This is a genomic window from Treponema brennaborense DSM 12168 (assembly GCF_000212415.1).
GTDB lineage: Bacteria > Spirochaetota > Spirochaetia > Treponematales > Treponemataceae > Treponema_F > Treponema_F brennaborense.
In genome coordinates, this window is the sequence record NC_015500.1 from 1,196,821 (window position 1) to 1,218,796 (window position 21,976).

Annotated in this window: 19 protein-coding genes and 1 other RNA gene; 13 read left to right on the forward strand and 7 right to left on the reverse strand. The window is 48.2% G+C overall.

Annotation, left to right across the window (positions count from 1 at the left end; translation table 11 throughout):
- Window position 1 precedes the first annotated feature (1 nt).
- Genes TREBR_RS05090 through TREBR_RS05100 form a run of 3 tightly spaced genes read left to right on the forward strand, consistent with a single transcriptional unit; the run spans window position 2 to window position 4,311 of the window.
- Window positions 2-547, forward strand: coding sequence for a UvrB/UvrC motif-containing protein (locus tag TREBR_RS05090; RefSeq protein ID WP_013758151.1), 546 nt, complete (start codon window positions 2-4; stop codon window positions 545-547).
- Window positions 544-1,692 (forward strand): ATP--guanido phosphotransferase, encoded by a 1,149-nt coding sequence (locus TREBR_RS05095; RefSeq protein ID WP_013758152.1) that lies wholly within the window; start codon window positions 544-546, stop codon window positions 1,690-1,692. The genes TREBR_RS05090 and TREBR_RS05095 overlap by 4 nt, the downstream gene beginning before the upstream one ends.
- Before the next feature lie 36 nt (window positions 1,693-1,728).
- On the forward strand, window positions 1,729-4,311 hold the full coding sequence (locus tag TREBR_RS05100; RefSeq protein ID WP_013758153.1) for an ATP-dependent Clp protease ATP-binding subunit: 2,583 nt from the start codon (window positions 1,729-1,731) through the stop codon (window positions 4,309-4,311).
- 109 nt (window positions 4,312-4,420) lie between these two features.
- Here the strand turns inward: TREBR_RS05100 and TREBR_RS14630 are convergent, their stop codons facing one another.
- From TREBR_RS14630 to TREBR_RS05115, 4 genes are read right to left on the reverse strand one after another with little or no spacing between them, the layout of a single operon-like run.
- Window positions 4,421-4,669, reverse strand: a complete 249-nt coding sequence (locus TREBR_RS14630; RefSeq protein WP_245523737.1) for a hypothetical protein — start codon at window positions 4,667-4,669, stop codon at window positions 4,421-4,423.
- Between the two features lie 23 nt (window positions 4,670-4,692).
- Window positions 4,693-7,677 (reverse strand): efflux RND transporter permease subunit, encoded by a 2,985-nt coding sequence (locus TREBR_RS05105; RefSeq protein ID WP_245523738.1) that lies wholly within the window; start codon window positions 7,675-7,677, stop codon window positions 4,693-4,695.
- A gap of 3 nt (window positions 7,678-7,680) precedes the next feature.
- A complete protein-coding gene (locus tag TREBR_RS05110) occupies window positions 7,681-8,724 on the reverse strand; it encodes an efflux RND transporter periplasmic adaptor subunit (RefSeq protein WP_013758154.1) in 1,044 nt (347 codons plus the stop codon).
- Between the two features lie 12 nt (window positions 8,725-8,736).
- A complete protein-coding gene (locus TREBR_RS05115) occupies window positions 8,737-10,050 on the reverse strand; it encodes a TolC family protein (protein ID WP_013758155.1) in 1,314 nt (437 codons plus the stop codon).
- A 165-nt stretch (window positions 10,051-10,215) separates the two neighbouring features.
- Between TREBR_RS05115 and TREBR_RS05120 the strand changes: the two genes are divergently transcribed.
- The 4 genes from TREBR_RS05120 to rbr all read left to right on the forward strand — a co-directional run bounded on the left by TREBR_RS05120 (window position 10,216) and on the right by rbr (window position 13,628).
- A complete protein-coding gene (locus TREBR_RS05120; RefSeq protein ID WP_013758156.1) occupies window positions 10,216-10,932 on the forward strand; it encodes a response regulator transcription factor in 717 nt (238 codons plus the stop codon).
- On the forward strand, window positions 10,929-12,350 hold the full coding sequence (locus TREBR_RS05125) for a HAMP domain-containing sensor histidine kinase (RefSeq protein ID WP_013758157.1): 1,422 nt from the start codon (window positions 10,929-10,931) through the stop codon (window positions 12,348-12,350). The genes TREBR_RS05120 and TREBR_RS05125 overlap by 4 nt, the downstream gene beginning before the upstream one ends.
- 12 nt (window positions 12,351-12,362) lie before the next feature.
- A complete protein-coding gene (locus TREBR_RS05130) occupies window positions 12,363-12,953 on the forward strand; it encodes an NAD(P)H-dependent oxidoreductase (RefSeq protein WP_013758158.1) in 591 nt (196 codons plus the stop codon).
- A gap of 135 nt (window positions 12,954-13,088) precedes the next feature.
- On the forward strand, window positions 13,089-13,628 hold the full coding sequence (rbr, locus tag TREBR_RS05135) for a rubrerythrin (protein WP_013758159.1): 540 nt from the start codon (window positions 13,089-13,091) through the stop codon (window positions 13,626-13,628).
- A gap of 135 nt (window positions 13,629-13,763) precedes the next feature.
- On the opposite strand, the gene ssrA is transcribed toward rbr, so the two are convergent.
- Window positions 13,764-14,117, reverse strand: a transfer-messenger RNA (tmRNA) gene (gene ssrA / locus TREBR_RS14035).
- Between the two features lie 413 nt (window positions 14,118-14,530).
- Between ssrA and TREBR_RS05145 the strand changes: the two genes are divergently transcribed.
- Both TREBR_RS05145 and TREBR_RS05150 read left to right on the forward strand, forming a co-directional pair.
- Window positions 14,531-15,196: a hypothetical protein gene (locus TREBR_RS05145; RefSeq protein WP_013758160.1), complete on the forward strand. Its 666-nt coding sequence runs from the start codon at window positions 14,531-14,533 to the stop codon at window positions 15,194-15,196.
- A gap of 178 nt (window positions 15,197-15,374) precedes the next feature.
- Window positions 15,375-16,616 (forward strand): IS256 family transposase, encoded by a 1,242-nt coding sequence (locus TREBR_RS05150; RefSeq protein ID WP_013758161.1) that lies wholly within the window; start codon window positions 15,375-15,377, stop codon window positions 16,614-16,616.
- 527 nt (window positions 16,617-17,143) lie between these two features.
- On the opposite strand, the gene TREBR_RS05155 is transcribed toward TREBR_RS05150, so the two are convergent.
- On the reverse strand, window positions 17,144-17,740 hold the full coding sequence (locus tag TREBR_RS05155) for a TetR/AcrR family transcriptional regulator (protein WP_009064831.1): 597 nt from the start codon (window positions 17,738-17,740) through the stop codon (window positions 17,144-17,146).
- 136 nt (window positions 17,741-17,876) lie between these two features.
- Here TREBR_RS05155 and TREBR_RS05160 point away from each other — a divergent pair, with 136 nt between their 5' ends.
- A complete protein-coding gene (locus TREBR_RS05160) occupies window positions 17,877-18,401 on the forward strand; it encodes a nitroreductase family protein (protein ID WP_009064821.1) in 525 nt (174 codons plus the stop codon).
- Between the two features lie 30 nt (window positions 18,402-18,431).
- Complete coding sequence (locus TREBR_RS05165; RefSeq protein ID WP_011988846.1) at window positions 18,432-18,854, forward strand: 2-thiouracil desulfurase family protein; 423 nt, start codon at window positions 18,432-18,434, stop codon at window positions 18,852-18,854.
- A gap of 82 nt (window positions 18,855-18,936) precedes the next feature.
- Here TREBR_RS05165 and TREBR_RS05170 read toward each other — a convergent pair whose 3' ends face one another.
- The gene (locus TREBR_RS05170) at window positions 18,937-19,833 is read right to left on the reverse strand and encodes an AraC family transcriptional regulator (RefSeq protein WP_009064827.1); all 897 of its coding nucleotides are present in this window, start codon (window positions 19,831-19,833) and stop codon (window positions 18,937-18,939) included.
- 111 nt (window positions 19,834-19,944) lie between these two features.
- Between TREBR_RS05170 and TREBR_RS05175 the strand changes: the two genes are divergently transcribed.
- Together TREBR_RS05175 and TREBR_RS05180 are read left to right on the forward strand one after the other, a co-directional pair.
- Entirely contained in the window at window positions 19,945-21,105 is a 1,161-nt protein-coding gene (locus tag TREBR_RS05175) for an MFS transporter (protein ID WP_009064824.1), read from the forward strand.
- 13 nt (window positions 21,106-21,118) lie between these two features.
- Entirely contained in the window at window positions 21,119-21,952 is an 834-nt protein-coding gene (locus TREBR_RS05180) for a histidinol-phosphatase HisJ family protein (RefSeq protein ID WP_009064810.1), read from the forward strand.
- Window positions 21,953-21,976: the final 24 nt, after the last annotated feature.

Sequence of the window (21,976 nt, forward strand, 5' to 3'; positions counted from 1 at the left end):
GATGAAATGCGATATCTGCGGAACGGAAGACGCCGTGATGATGATACAGCAAGTGTCTGAAAATGCGAAGACGGAACTGCATTTGTGTTTGAAATGTGCCGCCGAACGCGGCGTTCAGTCCAAAGACGGAAAAATTGAAATGTCTCTGGCCGGCCTGTTCGAGGGGATTACCGCGGCTAAGAACGCCGCCCGGCTGTGCCCGGTGTGCGGCAGAAGTCTCGGCGACATCCGGAAAACGGGGCTGACCGGATGCCCCGAATGTTACAATATATTTGCGTCCGAGATCGCCGAATCGATGCGTGCGCAGGGACTGACCGGTCCGTACACCGGTTCCATGCCCGGCCGTTTGGCGAATTTCCGTTCGGTGCTGACCGACCGGATGTTCCTGCGCTCGAAACTGGACGAATCGGTCGCGGCGGAAGATTACGAAAAAGCGGCCGTGTACCGCGATCGGCTCAAGGCGCTGGATAAGTGCGCCGTCGCCTCGGGCGACGTGCCGCAAGACTCCGATTCGGAACCGGACGGTATTTCAGGCGGAACCGTATGAGCAGTCATCCCGATACGCTCGCCGGACAGGAAGCCTGGTACGCTTACGAAGGGCCGGAGCAGGACGTCGTGCTTTCAAGCCGCGTCCGTCTCGCCCGAAATCTGGCCAATTTTCCGTTTCCGCCGTGTGAAAAAGAGGACGACGCGCAGCGAGTGCAGTCGCTGGTGTTCGATTCGTTTTCCCGCATGGAACACCCCGATCGCTTTCAGGCTGTCGGGGTGAACGAACTCGAACTGCGCTCCCAGCAGCTGCTCGTTGAGCGCGGTCTGCTGCCCGAGTGCGCCGCGGACAAACGCGACTTGAACGCACCGGATGCGGATATTCTGCGCTCTTATGCGCATCCTTTGGGTATCGTGGTGCGCACCGACGGGTACGTTTCGTGTCTGGTGAACGGGCAGGATCACGTACACATTTGTTCGTTTGCCTCAGGACTCGATTTGACGTCGCCGCGGCAGCGGTGCCGGGAAATCGACGCCGCGCTGCAACGGACGCTGCAGTTCGCCGCGTCGTACGACTTCGGCTTTTTAACGACGTCGCTGCGCGATACCGGCAGCGGTATGAAACTTTCCGCCCATATGCTGCTTTCCGGTCTCTCGCTGGCGCAGCAGTTGCGCTCCGTCGTCGATGATCTGAAAAGTAAAAATTACGGCGTATCCTGTTCGTTCGCGGGAAATATGAATCAAGGCTCGTCGTTGGGTGCGTATTACAAAATCAGTTCCGAACAGGCGTTTAACGGCTGCGAAGAAGATCAGCTGGCCGAATTCGCCGCGGCGATCCGTTCCGTTGCGGAATCGGAACGCAAGTTCCGTTCCGAATTTGCCGAAAATAAACCGACTGTTCTCAGAAACATCGTATACCGGATGTTCGCGGCGGTAAAATACAGCCGCTTTATCAGCTGCAGCGAAGCGATCGACATGATTTCCGCACTGCATACCGGATGCAGTGCCGGTTTAATAGAAGGAATCACGTACAGCGAGCTGAACGCGCTGCTGTACCGGGTACGGAACGCGCACGTCGATTTTCTTAACCGAAATGGCGGATTTTCATATGAACGGGACGTCGTTCAGGATCCGAATCTGATTATCGCGCGGCTGCGTGCTCTGATTATGCAGGAAGCTTTGGAATCCGCGCAAATTTGTGCGTGACCGTATACTATCGTATATTTTTATGAGGGATAACAGATGATGAAGAGTTTGTCTCCACGCGCGCAGAAACTGATAGCCGTTTTTGCTCAGGACGAAGGACGTAAAAGCGGAAGCGAACAGCTGCTGCCGGAACACGTATTGCTCGGTCTGCTCAAAAGTGCGGACGGATTGGGATATATTTTGTTGCAGCAGCTGCACATCAACGTGCTGACGTTTCAGCTGGCCCTCGAACAGAGTTTGACGCAGCGGACGACGAGCCGTTCGTTCACCGATTTGCCGCCGTCGCGCCGCGTGCGGACGCTGCTCGATGCGGCTTCCGTCGAGTCGCGGACTTTCAGCCGCGAATACGTGGGAACCGAACACTTGGTTGTTGCGGCGGTGCGTGAAGAGTACAGCATTACCGCGATGTATTTTGAGAAAGCCGGAATTTCACTGGAGGCAATGCACGCGGCGCTGGGAGAAGTGTACAATCGCTTCCAATCGTCGTTCGACGTTCAGAAAATAAAAAACGCCGCCGGCGCGGTTTTCGCCTCGCTCGACCAGCAGGCAAAAAAGCAGGCGAAGCCGGGCAAAGCTCCCGTTCAGTCGGTTTTGGCGGAATTCAGCCGCGATTTGACGGCGCTTGCCCGGGATAAGGCGCTTGACCCGGTGGTCGGCCGCGACAAGGAGATCCGCCGCGTGATACAAATCCTTTCACGCCGGACCAAAAACAATCCGGTGCTGATCGGTGAACCGGGCGTCGGCAAAACGGCGATCGTTGAAGGCCTCGCGCAGCAGATTGCGGCGGGACAAGTGCCCTTCGGCTTGCTGAAAAAACGGATCGTTTCGCTGGATCTTGCGTCCGTCATTGCCGGAACGAAATACCGCGGCGAATTTGAAGAACGTATCAAACGTATTCTGAAAGAAATATATGAAAGCAAAGACGTTATCCTGTTCATAGACGAACTGCACACCGTCGTGGGAGCCGGCAGCGCGGAGGGCACGATGGACGCGTCCAACATGCTGAAGCCGGCGCTGGCCCGAGGCGAATTGCAGTGCGTCGGTGCGACGACGATCAGCGAATACCGCAAATATTTTGAAAAAGACGCCGCGCTTGAACGCCGTTTTCAGTCGGTTCTGGTTTCCGAACCCACCGATGCGGAAACGGAACGGATTCTGGAGGGGCTGAAGCCGAAATATGAACAATACCACGGCGTGTCGTACGGCGCCGAGGTCATACGGGCTGCGGTTCGTTTTTCACGCCGATATTTGACCGAACGGTGTCTGCCGGATAAAGCGATCGATATTTTGGATGAAGCCGGCGCCATGAAAAAAATCAACGAAGAAGAGCGCCCGGCGGAGCTTGCCGAATTGGAACACAGCATCGAACTGCTTACGGAAGAAAAAAAACAGTTGGTGCAGAATCAGGATTACGAGCGTGCCGCCGAAGTGCGCGATAAAGTTCATTTGCTGAGAGAAAAGCTGGAACAATTCCGTTCGGCTTGGGAAAGCGGTACGGAACGGAAGGCGAAAAGCGTTACCGTACAGGACGTCTGTTCGGTCATAGCCGATATGACCGGTATTCCTTCCGAACAGCTGAGCGAATCTGAAAGTTCGCGGCTGCTGCACATGGAAGACGAACTGCATAAAACGATCGTCGGTCAGAACGAAGCGGTGGCGCGCATCGCCTCCGCGGTTCGCCGGTCCCGTGCGGGCGTTTCGTCTTCAAAACGGCCCGCCGGCTCGTTTATCTTTTTGGGGCCGACCGGCGTCGGAAAAACGCTGCTGGCAAAAACGCTCGCTCGCTTTCTGTTCGGTTCTGACGAAGCGCTCATCAGAATCGATATGAGCGATTTTATGGAAAAACACAACGCGAGCCGGCTTGTCGGCGCGCCGCCCGGATACGTCGGTTTTGAAGAAGGCGGTCTGCTGACTGAAAAAGTCCGCCGCCGCCCGTATTCGGTCGTGCTGCTTGATGAAATAGAAAAAGCGCACCCCGACGTGTTCAATTTGCTGCTGCAGGTTTTGGAAGAAGGGGAACTTTCCGACAGCCTGGGGCATACCGTCAATTTCCGCAACACGGTTATCATCATGACGAGCAACGCCGGCGTCCGTGACATTACGAACGGCAACAGACTCGGTTTCGCCGTAAACGACGGCGGACAGCTGTCCTATGAAGCGATAAAAAGCGGCGCGCTCTCCGAATTGAAAAAACTGCTGAGCCCCGAGCTGATAAACCGCATCGACGATATTATGGTGTTCAACGCGCTTTCCCGTGCCGAAGTCGCCTCGATTTTGGATATACAGCTGTCGGAACTTTCCGAGCGGCTTTGCGAACAGCACGTGTCGCTGACGGTAAAACCGGCGGCGCGCGATTATCTGATAGACCACGGGTACGACCCGGCGTTCGGCGCGCGCCCGATGCGCCGTCTGATTCAGCGTGAGATTGAAGATCCGCTCGCGCTCCGGCTGCTGGAAAGCGCCTCCGATGCGGCCGCTTCGGGTCAAAGCGGCGCCGCGGCTTCGGTGGATTACCGTAACGGTGCCGTCAAGGTAACGCTGAAACGGAAACGGCTTGCCGTTCCGCCCGCCGTTACACCGGAGCAATTGCCCGCGCCCGATTCGGTCGAGTCGCGGTAAGCGTCGCGTTCCGTTTCGGCAGTCCGCAAACAAAAACGGGTATCCGCTGCTTCCGCACGGATACCCGTTTCTTTTTGGCGTCCGGGCGCCGAGGAATAACGGCGGCCGGTTATTCGCCCGCTTCCGTCAGCCCCGTTGCGGAAGTGATCCGTTTTTTTCCTTCCATTTCGTCAAGTTCAATCATCTGGTTTTCAAGCGATTCAGGATCGTTAAACCGTTTTTCGCGCCGTTTGTTCAGCAGTGAATACAATACGGGCGAAACGAACAGCGTCATGAACGCGCCGGAAAGAAGTCCGCCGACGATCGTCAGGCAGATGGGCTGCATGGATTCGGCTCCTTCGCCGGGAAAGAACGCCATCGGCGTCATGCCGAGTACGGTCGTCAGCCGACGATCGTCAGGCAGATGGGCTGCATGGATTCGGCTCCTTCGCCGGGAAAGAACGCCATCGGCGTCATGCCGAGTACGGTCGTCAGCGTGGTCATCAGAATCGGCCGTAAACGGTTGCGTCCGGCTGCAAGACACGCTTCCCGAACCGGCATTTTTTCCCGGACCAGCTGGTTGGTGAAGTCTACCAGTACGATACCGTTGTTTACGACGATACCGGCGAGCGCGACGATTCCCACGTACGAGTACATGCTCAGCGAACTTCCGGTCAGCTTGTATATGCCGACTACGCCGATGAGCAGCAGCGGAATCGATATGAAGATGATCAGCGGATCGACCAGCGATTCAAACTGCGCGGCCATAACGACGAATACGAGGAACACGGCGAGTGCGATGACGATTGCGAATGCTCCGCCGAATTTGGCGATATCGCGCGCGTCGCCGCCGTACGAAAGTTCGACGGTTTCGGGCAGCACGATGTTTTCACTGATAAGCCGTTCCACGCGCGACTGTACTTCGGTTGCGGTTGCTCCGTCGGCAAGACTCGCCGTAACGTGATTGATCCGCTCTCCGTCTTCCCGCTGGATTTTCTGCGGCGCGCGCGATTCCGCGTACGTGATGAAGTTGTCGAGCGGCAGCAGACCGTTCTGCGTCGACACGGTCAGCGCGCCTATATCCGACGGACTTTGCATGTCGGATTCCTGCATGGCGACTATCACGTCGACGTCGGTTCCGTTCGAGTGGAATGTCGTCGCCGTACTGCCGCTGATGGCAGTTTTCATGACTTGCGCGATGGACGTTACGCTGACTCCGGCTGCCGCTGCGGCGTCGGTGTTGATCGTGATGCGGTAGCGGGGACTGCCGCTTTCAATGTCCGATTCAACGTCGGTCAGTTCGGGAACCGACTCTTTGAGCAGATCGATTATTTTGTCGGCAGTATCGGCGACGGCGCTCGTGTCGTTCGATATGAGTTCTATGTCGATGGCGCTTGAAGAGCCGCCCGGACCGCGTCCTGATGAAAACGATACGGTGGCGTCGCTCCATTGGTTCATATACGGCCGCAGTTTCGCTTTTATCTGCGTCGGATTCATCGTCTGATTCGCCAGTTCCGGCAAGTTTATCTGAATGGAACCGCTGTTGCTCGTTCCGGTGTTCAGTACGATCGTTTCATACGAATCGCCGATTTCCTGCAATATGATATCCTGAAAATCGAACAGGTACTGCTCGACGACTTTGTTGTTCGTTCCGATAGGCATCGTGATGCTGATGTTTACCTGGTCGTCCGCACTGGAAGACGGCGTCAGGTTCACGCCCATGGAAGCAAACTGCATAACGGAAACGATCAGCATGATTCCTACGAGCGTGAGCACCAGAAACCGGTTGTTCAGACAGAAACGCAGAACGCCGCAATACGCGTTTTCAAGGGATTTGAGCGCTTTTTCCATCACCGCGTCCGCTTTTATGAAAAACTTGTTTTTGAGCGGTTTTTGCATACGCGTGTCGAGCTTGAGGATGCTTCCGCATAATGCCGGAACGAGCGTTACCGAAACGATCAGCGACGCGATGAGCGATACGCAGACGGTGATAACCATTTCCTTGAACATTTGCCCGAGCATTTCAAGTTCGGCCTGATAAATCAGCATCGGCAGGAATACGCACAGCGTCGTCATGGTCGACGCGAAAATCGCCGTCATCATGTTGCGGCTTCCGAGAATCGCCGCTATCGCCGATTTTTCACCTTTTTGCCGCCTGAGTTCAATGTTTTCGAGGATAACGATGGACGAGTCTACCGTCATTCCCATACCGAGAATCAGGCCGGACATCGTCATCAGGTTGACGGTCAAATCCATAAACGCCATGACCATGAGCGTCAAAACGAACGATATCGGAATGGAAAGTCCGATAATGACCGAACTTTTCACGCTGCGCAGAAACAGGAAGATGATGAGCATTGCGAGAATCGCGCCCTGTACGGCCGACGAATAAACTTGCTGCATGGTGGAATCGATGAGCGTCGTGTCGTCGCTGAGTATGCGCACGCTGACACCTTTGGGCAGCTGTTCGTTGACGGTTTCGAGCATTTCGTGTACGCCTTTTGAAATTGACGACGCGTTCGTACCCGATTCGTTTGAAATGCTGATATATAATCCCGGCATTCCGTTTATGTATACGCTGCGGCTGTCTTTGTCGTACGTTTCAAAAACTTCGGCTACGTCGTCTATGCGCACGGAAGCCGCGTCGGTAGTCGTGATGATGGTGTTTCTGATATCGTCGAGCGACGCGTAATATTCGTCGGTTACGATTTCGTAATCCGTGCCGTCCTGCGTGATACTGCCGCTTGAAATCTGCACGTTCCGGGCGGAGAGGGCGGACGCGATCTGCGATATGGTGATTCCGTACGCTTCAAGGCGATTGCGCGACACGTCGACGTGGATTTCTTTGGCTGCGCCGCCCATAACTTCGGCGGAAGCAACGCCGTCCACGCGTTCAAGCAGCGGCTGCACCGTGTCTTCGGCAATCGTTTTCAGTTCGTTCAGCGCCAAGTCGCCTTCAACGGCGAGCCGCATGATCGGCATGGAACTCATGTCGAATTTCATGATGGACGGCGTGCCGCAATTGTCCGGCAGCTGATTGGATATGTTTGAAAGCGCCGCGTTTATGTCGTCGTACGCTTCGTCCAGATCCTTGTCGTATCCGAATTCCAGCATAACGCGGCTGCTGCCGGTTTGGGAAACGGAACTGATGGATTTTATGCCGCTGATTCTGCTCAGCCGGTTTTCGATAACGTCGGTAACGTTCGTGTCTATTTCTTCAGGACCGACGTTCGAGTACGTCGTTGAAATGGAGATCATCGGCATCGTCGTCGACGGATAAAGCGCCACGCCGAGACGGGGAATGAATACGCACGCAACGACGCACGCAAGCAGGTACAGCATGGCAACCGTTACCGGCTTTCTGACTGATAATTCTGATATGCTCATAGGTTAGTCCTTTTTTTCCGGAGCGTCCGGTTTGCCTTGCGGCGCCGTTTCCGCCGATTGCGCCGTTTCCGCCGCCGTCAGCGTGCCGGTGCCCGCTATTTTGACTGCGGAACCTTCGGTTACCGAGCCTTCGGTAATGACTTGATCGCCGGCTTTCAGTCCCGACGTTATCTGCGTTTCCGAATCGTTCGTAATGCCGGTGGTAACCGCGACGCGCCGGGCAGTGCCGTCGTCACCGATGATAAAGACCGTCGTGCTGTCGTTATAGGTTTTCAGCGCCGATTTGGGAACGGTAAACGTGTCGTCCGCCTGCATGATAACCAGATTGACCGTTGCGAACATACCCGGTTTTATTCCGGCGTCGCGCGATTTCAATTTCAGCGTCGCTTCAACGGTGCGCGTCGATTTATTGACGACCGGGCTGACGCGGGTGATTTCTGCGGTAAACTGTTCACCGGGCGCGGAGGTGAGTGTAACGTAGGCCGGCAATCCCGTTTTCAGATACGAACTGTATTTTTCGGATACGTGCACCGTGATTTCAAGATCGTCGAGAGAACCGATGACGGCTATCGCCGTATTCGCGCTCACCGTATCGCCCGCGCTGATATTCATTTCCGTCACCGTACCGCCGACTGTCGCCGTAACGGGGCTGGCTGCATACGCGGAACCCGGTTTCGACGGGTCGACGTACGCGATGATTTCACCCTTGCTGACGGTGTCTCCGACCGATTTGAGCAGTCTGGTGATTTTGCCCGACGTGTCGGGATACATGTTGACTTCCGATTTTGAAGCGACGTTGCCGTTGACCACAACGGTTTTCTGAATGGTTTCCGGTTCGATCGTTTTTACGGAAACAGTGATCGTATTTGCCGTTGCCGCGGCCGTCTGGCCGCTTCCGAATCCTCCCATTCCGCCGGGACCTGCAAATCCTGCCGCCGAGTTTCCTGACGATGAGAACATACTGATTATGCCGGCGACCATAAAGACCGCTATCAGCGTAATGACGATGATTTTTCCTATCACGTCTGCTTTTTTCGTTTTATCCATTGCTTTCCCCTTTTAGGCGCGGGTCGTTTCCGCACCGAATAAACGGTATAATTCTTCAATTGAAATATTGAGCGCATCCGCCAGATCGTAGCTTGCCGTAATGTAAGACGCGGCCGTTTGGCTCAGATTCTGCCGGGCGCTCACCATTTGCTGCCGCGACGATTCCAAATCGGTTTGGCTGATAAGTCCCGCTTCGTATCCTTCTTTTGATAATTCGTACGAACGGGCGGCGATGCGGTAATTCAGCTGCGTTACGTCGATCGTGCTCCACACTTTATTGAGCGCCGCCGCTTTCGTTTCAATATCCTGTGCCGCTTTGACGCGCACCGTGTCGAGTGCGATCTGCGCCGTCGTAACGCTGTCCTGTGCCGATTTGATCGTCAGGTTTTTTGACGAACCGGGAATAAAACCGTCCAGCGGTATCGACACCGAAACCGAAAAACTGCCTGCGGCCGACGGCGTGCCGGAAAACGCATACTGCGTATCCGGCGTCAGTCTGAGATTTTCCGATAAACTGATCGACGGCGCGTTCGTATTGAGTGTCTGCACCGTTTTCGCCGTCTGCGCCTGTTCCAGCGCTTGTCTTTTCTGGATGACGTCGAACCTGTTTTCGGCGTAGGCCGCCGTCAATTCCTCTGCTTCCGGCAGTACGAGCCGGCGCAGCGTCAGTTCTCCTTCCGGCGTAACGGCGGATTCGCTTCCTATTAACGTCTGAAATTCGGCAAGGTTCGCTTTATACGTCGTAACGGCGGTTTCAAGCGTGGGACCCGCGGCCAGATACGTATATTGGGCTTTCAGCGTTTCCAATTCGGAAGCGAGACCGCTTTCATAGTTTTTTTTGATTTGTTCGTATTGCTGTTTTGAAAGTTCCAAACTGTCTTTCAGTATTGCGATGTTTTCATATTCCGCAAGCAGACTGTAAAACGACGATGAAACTTTCGACGTTATTTCCTTTTCGAGTTTTGCGTATGAAGTAAGCGCCGCTTCGTATTCCAGCGCCGACTGTTTCAATTGGGCGGGAATGCCGGCGGTGAAACTGACGGACAGCCCCGCCGCGGCGTTCCAATTCCACGAATCGCTTCCGCCGGCACCGAACGAATGCGAATTGGTCAGCGAGCCGGTAAGTGATACCGACGGCAGAAATTTGTTCCATGAAGACGCGTTGGTTCTGCGCGCGCTTTCAAGCGAAACCGCCTGCGTTTTTAAATCGGCGTTGTTTTCCAATGCGAGCGTGATTGCTTCATCAAGTGTGATCGCGTACACCGTTGCGAACGGCGCCAGCATCAGCAGCAGATAAAATACAGCTCTCTTTATTTTGTCCGGCATTGCGGAACCTCCCGATACTATCGTGATACTATTATAATACCGTTGACGCGGTTGCAGCGGTATAAACAGCGGATAAAGAAAAAATAAAATTCTGTTATAACTTTTCAAAATGCTTAACTTCTTTTTTATTCTGTGGCATGATGTGTTCCGGATGGTAGATAGCCTATGAAAGCTCGAATTCTCGTAATAGAAGATGTCTCGGAATTGGCGGAATTGGTCGCTCTCTATCTGGGTAAAGAAGGTATGGAAGCCGTAACCGTTGAAAGCGCGGAAGCGGCGTTCGACGCGCTGGAAACGTTTTCTCCGGATCTCGTTTTGCTCGATTTAAATTTGCCCGGAATGGACGGATTCGAATTCCTGCACAAATTCCGCAAAACGCATTCGACTCCGGTGCTGATCGTTTCCGCGCGCGATGCGGATGAAGACATAATTTCCGGACTCGGCGGCGGTGCGGACGAATATATTACGAAGCCGTTTTCGCCGCGCGTATTGGTTGCCCGCGTGCGTGCCATGATCCGCCGGGTACAGGACGCGACTTCCGAAAGCGCGGCCGCATCGGAACAAGTATTCTGCTTCGGCGATTTTACGCTGCATTTGAGCAGCTGCGTGCTGACGCGCAGCGGTGAACGGATTCCCCTTTCCGCCAAAGAGTACGCGATTCTTTCGTTTCTGGTAAAAAACGCCGGCCGGCCGCTGACGCCCGCGGTGATTTACGACGAAGTATGGAAAAATGCCTACGGCGATCTTTCCGCCGTAGCCGTCTATATACAGCGGCTGCGCAAAAAAATCGAAGCGGATCCCGCCGATCCCCGGTTTATAGAAACCGTGTTCGGAATGGGCTACCGTTTTACCGCCGGTTCCGGCACGGAGCACACCGTATGAAAATCAGAACGCAGTTCAATTTATTGCTTGCCGGCATCGTACTGATTCCGCTGCTCGTGTTCGGCGCGATGGTCGTGGTGGAGTATTACCGTTCGCCCAAGCGGGCGTTCGTTCCGAGTTACGATGAAGCGCAGCATCTGCAAAACGATCACGCAGGCGTATCGAATTCGGAATGGAACAAGATAAAACGATTCATAGACAAGCTGCCGCCGATGATCGACGTTGCAATCCTTAACGACTCGAACGAAGTCGTTTTTTCCAGCATTGAAGAAATCCCGTCGGATGCGGTTCTGAGCGACACCGATTTGCTGCGTATTTTCAGGCAGGAAAGCAGACGGTACATGTATCAGCTGGATCGCAGTTTCAGCGGATCCAAAGTGGAGCCGGAAGCGCAGCCCGGCAGCTCGCTCATGGTCATCACCCGCATTGCCAAAGAAGTCCGCTATAAACCGGATAAATTTGCCGAGTTGTTCAGGTTCGTCACGCTGTTTTTTGTCAGCCTGCTGCTTTGCTGCGCGCTTGTGATCATTTTCATTGCGCGTTCGGTGACGCGTTCCGTTTCACTGCTCGAAAAATCGACGCGGCTTATCGCAGAAGGCAATCTCGACACGGAAATCGCCGTAAAAGGCAGCAATGAAATCACTTCGCTGACAAAATCGCTCAACAGCATGCGCTTTGCCTTAAAGGACGCGCAGGTGCGCCGGTCGCGCTTTATCATGGGCGTGAGTCACGATCTGCGTACGCCGCTTGCGCTGATTAAAGGATACACCGAAGCGATTGCCGACGGCCTTGCGGATTCGCCTGAAATGCTGAACAAATCGCTTGAAATAATCGGAGCTAAAATCGACCAACTTGAAGACATGATAGACGATTTGATCAATTTCGTAAAACTCGATACCGGCGAGTGGCGGCAGCACCTTGAAAAAGTCGCGCTCAAACCGATTCTCGACTCGTACGCGCACCGGTTGGAAAGCGACGGTACCGTGCTGAGCCGTGTCGTAAAAACCCGAATCGAAATTCCCGCCGACGTTTCGGTTCCGCTCGATGAAAAACTGTTTATCCGCGCGCTTGAAAACCTGTGCGGCAACGCGCTGCGCTATACGGACGACGGCGGCGTTGTGGAACTCACGGCGGTGATCCATAGAGCCGGAGCGGATTCACTGCCGGCCGTACCCGGTTCGGCGCTGCCGGCGGAATACGTTTCGGTGAGCGTCAGCGACGACGGCTGCGGTATTGCGGCGGACGATCTGCCGATGATTTTTGACCCGTTTTTCAGAGGCAGCAATTCCCGGCGCGAAGAGGGAAAAGGTCTCGGCCTTTCGGTTGTAAAAACGGTTGCCGATTCGTTCGGCTGGCAGCTGCGCGTCGATTCCGAAAAAAACGGGGGCAGCACCTTTACGATCGTGATACCGCTGTAGTATACTGCCGGCATGAACGTATTTATTGTATTTGCACATCCGTGCGGGGCCGCGGGCGACAGTTTTACCGCACGGCTGCTGCACGCTTTTATCCGCGGATTGGAACGGGCCGGTCACACGTACGAAGTGTCCGATTTATATGCGATGAATTTTACGACGGATATGAGTGCCGCCGAATACGAGCGCGAAGCGTATTATGTATCTGACGCGCCGATTCCCGACGACGTGCGTGCCGAACAGGAAAAAATCCTGAAGGCGGACGCGCTTGCGTTTATTTATCCCGTTTTCTGGACGGAAGCGCCGGCAAAATTGGTCGGCTGGTTCGACCGCGTGTGGACGTTCGGCTTTGCGTACGAACCGTGCGTGATGCCGCGTTTCCGTAAAGCGCTGTGTCTGGCGTGCGCGGGACACACCGCCGAAGAACTCGAAAAATCGGGAATGGCGCAGGCGATGCGTTCGGTTATGCTGACCGATCGTATTTCGACCCGTGCCGGGATAGCGGAACTGCACCTGTTCGGCGGCATGTCGCGCGGTCAGCAAACGCGCGAGTCGTTCGCTGCAGGTCATCTTGCCGAGGCGGAACGGCTCGGCTTTGCGCTGTAAGCCGGAATACGTGATCGGGAATTTCCGGAACCGAATAATTTTCTGTCAATAATTTTCTTGAAAAAGCGGGAATTTTGGTTTATATTGTAAATATCACAATTCGCAGAACGTGAGCGTTTTGCATTGGAGGATTCTATGAAAGATTTAAAAGGTTCAAAAACGGAAGCGAATCTGCAGGCAGCCTTTGCCGGAGAATCGATGGCTCGCAATAAGTACACGTACTATGCGTCTAAAGCCCGCAAAGACGGATTCGTGCAGATTGCAAATCTGTTTGAAGAAACGGCTGCCAATGAAAAAGAACATGCCGAAATATGGTTCAAACTGCTGCACAACGGGATCGCTTCGACTGCCGAAAATCTGAAAGACGCGGCGGCCGGCGAAAATTACGAATGGACCGACATGTATGCCGGTTTTGCCAAAACGGCAAAAGAAGAGGGCTTCGACCATATCGCCAAACTGTTTGAAATGGTGGCGGCCATAGAAAAATCTCACGAACAGCGATATCTGAAACTGCTCGCCAACGTGGAAAACGGCGTCGTTTTTTCAAAAGACGGCGACGTTATGTGGCAGTGCAGCAATTGCGGACATCTGGTCGTCGGCAAAAAAGCGCCGGAAGTATGTCCCGTCTGTACGCATCCGCAGTCGTATTTTCAGGTAAAGGCCGAAAATTACTGATTCGTGCGGAGGGTTTCCCCTTGACGTGCCGCACGTCTTCGGACGGCGGTGCGGGGCAGCCCTGCCGTTGCCGTAATAAAAAGCCGGTTCCGACGTGCGCTTCATGTTTTTGGAGCGAACTTCGGAACCGGCTTTTTTTGGAGATGGGGAGAATTGAACTCCCGTCCAAGTGTGCGGGTCAGGAACGTCTACAGGTTTATCGATGCGAGTTTGTTGTCGGGACCCGGTAGCAGCATCGAAAGCGTCGGATCCGTATTCCGGTGAAAGTCCCGTGCACGTACCGGACACCGTGCAAAGCAAGCCCTGATTGGCGACAGAAATCCGAACCGTTCAGAGCGGCACAATCCGGTTTCCGTGTTCCCGAGCTTACGCTGCGAGAGCAAACTGACGATTATCTTCGGCAGTTATAAGTTTTGTCTGTTCAGAGGACAGGCGGCCTCACCTGCAGTTCAAGTCCGCGGTCACACCCGTCGAAACCGGTGCATCCCCGATCGATCAGGGCAGCAGTACATCTGCATTCCTGTTATTGAATATAAAGGTTGCCCGCCGAAAAGTCAAGCGTTTGTGTATCGGGAGGTCTTTTTGCCTTGAGGACAAGAACGGAAAGCGCAAAAAAGAAAATGGAGAAATACGGCTTGAGTGCTGAAAAAGATGTTTAAAAACTAGCAAACAAAACTGATGACAAAAAATGGTACTGGCATAAAGTTGACGCTGCCGGTTACCCCGACGGCTGTATTTGCATTAACGGCTGCGTGCGCCGCAGAGAAAGCTGCCTATACATATGACATGAACGATGCTATACTGAACAATACGGCGGGAGCGGCGGACGGAAAGTTGCGTCTGCTTACTGCATATTCACAAGTTACATCAGCTTGGACATTTAATTATAATCCGAATTGAATATGTTATTAGGTACAGCTTGGGGGCAAACTGTTACATCAAATAACACTGTAAAAGAAACATATAAGCCAGCATTGTATTATGAAAATTTTCTTATTACAGAGTTAGATAATTTAAAAGAATTATATGATGTTTTATCTCAAAAGCAAATAGAAAAATTAAGTTGTATAAACTTAATAAATGTAAAAGTAAAGAATCTAGTAGGGATGGATTTATTTCCAAATATGCAAACTATATCTTTTAACAATTGTGAAGTTGAGTCTTTTGAAGGAATAGCTTTCGTTAATAGAGATGGAGGGGTATTTATGAAAAACTCCATTATAAAAGGAATCGGAACTTATTTGGAAAACGTAAATCTGGATGGCTTATCTTTTAGTAATTGTATTGTAGATAATGTTGCAGATATATTTTTCCCAAGAGAGATTTTTGCTGTTTCATTTAATAATTTTCCTGGATATTTGGAAATGTTGAGAAAATTGCCCGCTTCTGTAGATCAAATAACATTAAATTGTAATAATATATCAGACTTAAAAACAATTCAATTTCTAAAGAAGCAATGTCCAAACTTAAGATATATTTATGTGGCAGATAATGTATTTTCTGATGAAAACTTAATGGAAGCCCAAGAATTTTGGAAACCAACTTATATAACTAAATATGAATTGTAGAAATTCTGTTCATTTTGAAGAAATGTGTTTTTTAGCATAGCATCCGCGTTAGGGGGTGAAAGGGTGCGAATGAGTTATACTCAAAAGTTGTGGATGAGTTAAATTAAAAATAGAAAAAGAGACTGAGATTTGTTAAAGTTTAATGACCAAACCAAACAAAAACAAAGGACAGTCTCTTATGGAAAATATTTTACAGTGGAATTTGGAAAAAAGCACTACAGCAAGTGCAGATTTTTTTGAAAATCTTGTCCGGGAATCGGCAAGAAAGATGCTCGCGGCGGCATTGGAAAGCGAAGTTGACCAGTTCATCCAGAAACATCAGCATAAGCTGGATGCAGACGGACATAGGACGGTGGTCAGAAACGGCTATATGCCGGAACGTGAAATTCAGGCGACATGCGGAACAATCAAAGTCCGCCAGCCTCGCATTGACGACCGTGCTCTTCCTGGTCCAGAGCGTTTTACAAGTGCGATTCTTCCCAGGTTCATGCGGAAAACACCGACACTTGAGAACGTGATTCCAACGCTGTACCTGAAAGGAATCTCCACAAACAAGTTTCAGGATGCGCTAACGGCGATTTTCGGAGAAGGCGCGAAAGGCTTTTCTCCGGCAACAATAACAAGACTCAAGGAGGTCTGGCGGAAAGAATATAACGAATGGGCACACAGAAGGCTTGACGGAAAAGAATACGTATATGTGTGGGCTGACGGTGTCTACTGCAATGCCCGGCTTGATGACCAGAAACTCTGTCTCCTTGTAATAATTGGAGTTACAGTAGACGGAAAGAAGGAGCTTGTGGCAGTTCATCAGGGAGTGCGTGAAAGTGAGGAATCCTGGCTTGAGGTTCTGCGCGACTTGAAATTCCGCGGACTTACGGCAGCTCCAAAACTTGCAATATGTGACGGAGCGCTTGGATTTCAAAATGCAGTGGATAAAGTCTGGGGTCAGATGAAAATCCAGCGATGCTGGTTTCACAAGACGGGCAATGTGCTGGACAAAATGCCGGACTGCGTTCAGCCGGCGGCTAAAAAGAAACTTCAGGATATTTTTCTTGCAGACACAAAACAGCACGCACAGGATGCCTATCGGCATTTCATTGATACGTATGAGCTGAAATATCCGAAAGCAACGGAGTGCCTTGCAAAAGATTACGATGACCTGTTCAGGTTCTATGATTATCCGGCAGAGCACTGGGTTCATATCAGGACTTCAAACCCGATTGAATCGATGTTCGCAACGGTAAGGCTAAGGCACAGGTCAACTAAAGGAAATGGTTCTGCGGATGCCACGCTCGCAATGGTGTTTAAGCTCTGCAAGGAAGCTGAAAAGAACTGGAGACGGCTCAAAGGTTTTGAAAAGCTCCAGCTGGTCAAAGAAGATAAAACTTTTGTAGATGGAATCTTACAGATTGCAGCCTAAACAAATCCCAGGATTTTTCATCCACAACATTTGACAATTTCTCATAAAAAATTGATTACAACATTAATATCACTGTGTATAGGACCTGCTATTGCCTTTTTTCTGTATCAAATGCCTTTCTTTTCCTGAATGAGATGGTTTTTTAGTAAAAAGTCTGAAAATATGAAGGATTAATAGATGTTTACGACTTTTGCGAAGGATTTTGGATTGGAGTATATTTTGATATAATAATGACGCTTTCCAAAGGAAAATGTCCTTATCTAATACAATGGAATATTGATATGTGTTTGCGAGGGAACTGAACAAGTTGAAAAAGGTAAGACCTGACCTCTAGACCTGTGGCTAATACCGGCGTAAGAAAGCAATTTCTTACGCCATCTTTGCGTCTGAAAGAGCTTCCGAATTAATTGAAGTCTCTCATTTACACCCCTTGATAGATTACATAGATAGAGTTATCAAATGACAAATTGAATTGCCATACAGAAAAATAGACTTGCTCTGCGATTTTATTAGCCCTTAATAAAAAATCAACTTGACAATAATACAATGACAGTTTTGGTTACTTGGTCTTTAAAAATATTGAAGTCTAAGCCGTTGTGTGAAAATGCAGATTTTTCCTGTCTAAGAGCATCAATTAAAATGCAGCAAGTGTAAACTTTTTCAAATAAGTCATCTTGCGTTATGCCATTTTTATTTAATAGCTCTTTAATTTTTAAAAAATATTCATTTTCAAAATTGGAAAAATGACGATTGATATCAGTATCTTCTGATATCATCATTCTTAACTGAGCCAGAGCGTGACTGGTATCGGCATATAAGTCAATATAATAACAGATCCAATTTTCGACAAAACTAGCTAGTGAAAAAGGTTGTTGCAAACTTAATTTTTCAAGTAAATGGCCTGAAATATTTTCAAGATAATCGTGAAAAGCAGCAATGTATATTTGTTTCTTATCTTTAAAGTAACTATATAGCGCTCCTGTTGAGATACCAGCACGTTTGGCAATCTCAATTGTATTGGTTTTATAATATCCTTTTTCGCAAAAAAGGGCAAACCCGGCATCTAGTATTTTTTTCTTTGTTTCAATAGAACGTTTTTGAATGGGTTCTCTTACATCATTCATAATATCACCTCTTTTTTATTATACTTGGAACTTTAAATCAGGTCAATGAAATGTGAATCATTATTCGCATTTTGTTGACATCTATCAATGCGGGTACTATAATAATGTGAATAATCATTCGTATATAGGAAGAATAATGGATTTTTTAACACTGGCAAAACAACGCTGCACAACACGCGGCTTTACGGGAGCACAGATTCCAAAAGATGACTTAAATCAGATTTTATCGGCTGGACGTGTCGCCCCTACAGCCTGTAATAAACAACCACAAAGGATTATTGTTGTTCAAAGTGAAGAAAACATTTTAAAAATTAAAAAGGCTTATCAAACGTTTGGTTCTAAGTGTGTTTTTATCGTGTGTCGGGATCGACGGGATGAATTAATACGGCCATTTGATCAAAAATGTTCTGGCGATTTGGATATAGGTATTGTCTGTGACCACCTGATGTTGGCAGCAAGAGAATTAAATATTGGAAGCGTAATGGTTGGTTTGTTTGATCCCGCAATTATAAGCAATGAATTTCATTTACCAGAGTACATAGAACCGACAGCTTTACTCTTAATGGGGTATCCAGAAAAAGGCTTTTTAAGTCCAGAGCGTCATATTGCCCAACGCAAAGAAATAAGCGAAACGGTGATGTATGAGAAATATATAGATTAAGGTAAAAGTCTTCCATAGGAGTTGTTGAGTATGAAAGTATTAGTAAGTGCATGTGTACTAGGATGTAATTGTAAATATAATGGAAGAAACAATCGCAATGAAGCTGTGATTGAATATCTAAAAGGAAAAGAGGTTCTCAGTATTTGTCCTGAAATGTTAGCCAATATGCCTATTCCCCGACCATGTGCTGAGATTGTTGATGAAGTAGTGATGGATGATAAGGGAAATAATGTTGATTCTGATTATAGGAAAGCAGTTGCGCTTGCATTAGAAAAAATAGAAGGAGAAAAAATTGATTTGGCTATTTTGCAGTCAAGAAGTCCAACTTGCGGAGTTAACAATATATATGATGGAACATTTACCGGGAAGCTAATATCTGGTCAGGGACTTTTTGCTAAAGCCCTGATTACTAAAGGGTACCCCGTAAAAGATGCAGAAGATTTTAATATGTAGATTCGAAATAGAAAAATTCAATGTTTTTGCCGAATATCAGTTGGTCGTCGTGTCTAACTTTTCATTACATTAGAAAGAGGGATTAGCATTGCTGATCCCTTTTTCTGTACTCCAAAGGGGTACAGCCAATCTGTTCTCGGAAAGTTTTCGTAAAGTAGCTGCTGCTTTGAAATCCGCATTGAAAGGCAATATCGATAGAAGTCATATCTGTATCGATTAACATTTGACATGCTTTTTGGATTCGATATTGTTTCAGGTACTGATTCGGTGTGGAATGGATTGTACGGTGAAAACAGCGCAGAACTTCGCTTTCACTGATCAGCGCTACCCTTGCTAAAGTAGAGATGGTTATGGTTTCTGAAAAATGCATCTGAATGTATTGAAGCATGGTTTTTATTCGATCGGCATTTCGAAGATTTCGAATGCTGGGTTTTGCTTCACATATGGAATGATTTGTTAGCACAATTAGAATCAATTGCGATAATTCGTTCCTGACATATATTTCAAAACCATTTTCAGTGTTATAAAGTCTGTTCCATACAGAAATCGAGTAAGCGAGTATTTTGTCCTGCCAGTTAATGAATGGGTCTAATAAAATGTATGGCAGATTTTTATTCTGGATAATCGGCTCAATATAATTTTGCCAGTATATACTATCTATGCTTCCGATTAGCCTTGGATGAAAAACAATGGATCTTAAAACGTATTCGCCATCGTTTGTTGCATGAATGGAATGAAGAAAGCCTGCATTGATAAATATCCCTTGATTTTTGTTTAGGATATGTTCTGTGCTATTAACAGATACTTTTATCGATCCTGAGATTACCCATATAATCTCAAAATCTTCGTGCCAGTGCCAGGGAATAGAATAGCTTGATAAGTTTTCCTCATAAAAAGCAATCGGGAATTCTGACGTTCCATGCTTTTGAACTTCTTCACCGGAAGAATTCACTGTTACATTACATTTTGCTATGCTCATACAAGACACCTTCTCTTTGACGATTTTATTATATAATTTCGAGTGAAATATTATATAAAAGTTCGTTGAATGATGATATTATTATATCACAAAAAAGAGAAGGAGATCAATATGTTTCAATTACTGTTAGTAATTATCTATATTGCATTTATTAGTCTTGGATTGCCCGATTCCTTATTGGGTTCGGCATGGCCATCCATGTATATGGAATTTGGGGTGCCGATTTCATACATAGGCGTCATTTCTATGATTATTGCAATCGGAACCGTTGTTTCAAGTTTACAGAGTGATAAACTTACCCGTAAATTTGGAACCGGAAAGATAACGACCATCAGCATTACTATGACGGCAGTTGCTTTATTTGGCTTTTCCAGTTCACACTCATTTGGTTTGCTTTGTTTCTGGGCAGTTCCTTACGGACTTGGAGCAGGTAGTGTTGATGCATCCTTGAATAATTATGTAGCACTTCACTATGCAAGCAGACATATGAGTTGGCTTCATTGTATGTGGGGAATCGGCGCAACTATTGGGCCTTATATGATGGGATATGCCTTGAAGCATGGTCAGAATTGGAATGCAGGTTATCAGTATATTTCCTTTTTACAGATTGCTTTTGCAGTAGTTTTGTTTTTTAGCCTGCCGTTATGGAAGAACCAAAAAGGGACGGCAGAAGAGAATGATATTTTAGCGGGAAAAGCATTGCCTTTGAAAGAGGTAATTCAGATTTCTGGAGCAAAAGAAGTAATGCTTTGTTTCTTTTGCTACTGTGCTTTGGAACAGACGACCGGCTTATGGGCAAGCAGTTATCTTACCCTGATCAAAGGATTTTCAATTGAGACAGCGGCTGGTTTTGCAAGTATGTTTTTTATTGGTATTACCATTGGGAGGGTATTAAGTGGATTTATAAGTATGAAATTAAGCGATTTACAAATGATTCGTCTGGGGCAGGGAATCATTGCGGCTGGTATTATTATGATGTTACTGCCGTTAAATGAAGTAATATCTTTGGTCGGCTTGTTTTTCTTTGGTTTTGGATGTGCGCCAATCTACCCATGTATTATTCACTCCACTCCGTCCCGTTTTGGTGCGGATAAGTCACAGGCAATCATCGGGGTTCAGATGGCAAGTGCATATGTGGGAACCTGTGTGATGCCGCCGCTATTCGGCTTAATTGCAAAGCATATAAATATTGTTTTGCTGCCGGTATATTTGCTAATCATTCTTTTATTAATGGTGATGATGCATGAATTGCTGGTAAAAAAAACTGCTTGAAGGGATGAAGAAAATGTTTGCTGATTATCATGTTCACACAGAATTTAGCGATGATTCTGTTTATGAAATGGAAGAGGTTGTAAAAGATGCAATACAAATAAAAATGGAAGAAATATGTTTTACGGATCATGTAGATTATGGAGTTAAGCTGGACTGGAATGATAAGAAAGAAATTCAATATCGCGATGGTATGCCTATGGCAAATGTGTATTATCCAGAATATTTTGAGACGATTAAGGAATTACAATATTTATATGGTGACTTGATTGCTATAAAAAAGGGAATGGAGTTTGGAGTACAGGTGCATACAATTTCTCAATATGAAAAGCTCTTTGTGAAATATCCATTTGATTTTATTATTCTATCTGTGCATCAAATAGATAACTTGGAATTATGGACACAGGATTTTCAGAAAGGAAAGAGCCAGAAAGAATATAACGAAAAATATTATCAAGAGCTGCTGGAAATTGTAAAACAATATAAAAATTATAGTGTTTTGGGACATTTAGATATTATTATAAGATATGATAAAAATGGCACATATCCGTTTGAAAAGATTTCAGACATAGTTAATGAAATTTTAAAAATTGTCATTCGTGATGGAAAAGGAATAGAAGTAAATACGTCATCCTACAGATATGGACTTACGGATATGACACCATCCAAAGATATACTTACTTTATATAAAAAATTAGGCGGTGAGATTATCACGATTGGAAGCGACAGTCATAAAAAAGGACAGCTAGGTGCACATATTGAAAATACCAAGAAAGTATTATTCGATATGGGATTTCGATATCATTGTACATACGAGAATATGAGGCCGCATTTTCATAAGTTGATATAATAGAAAATTGTCCGGATAACTTAG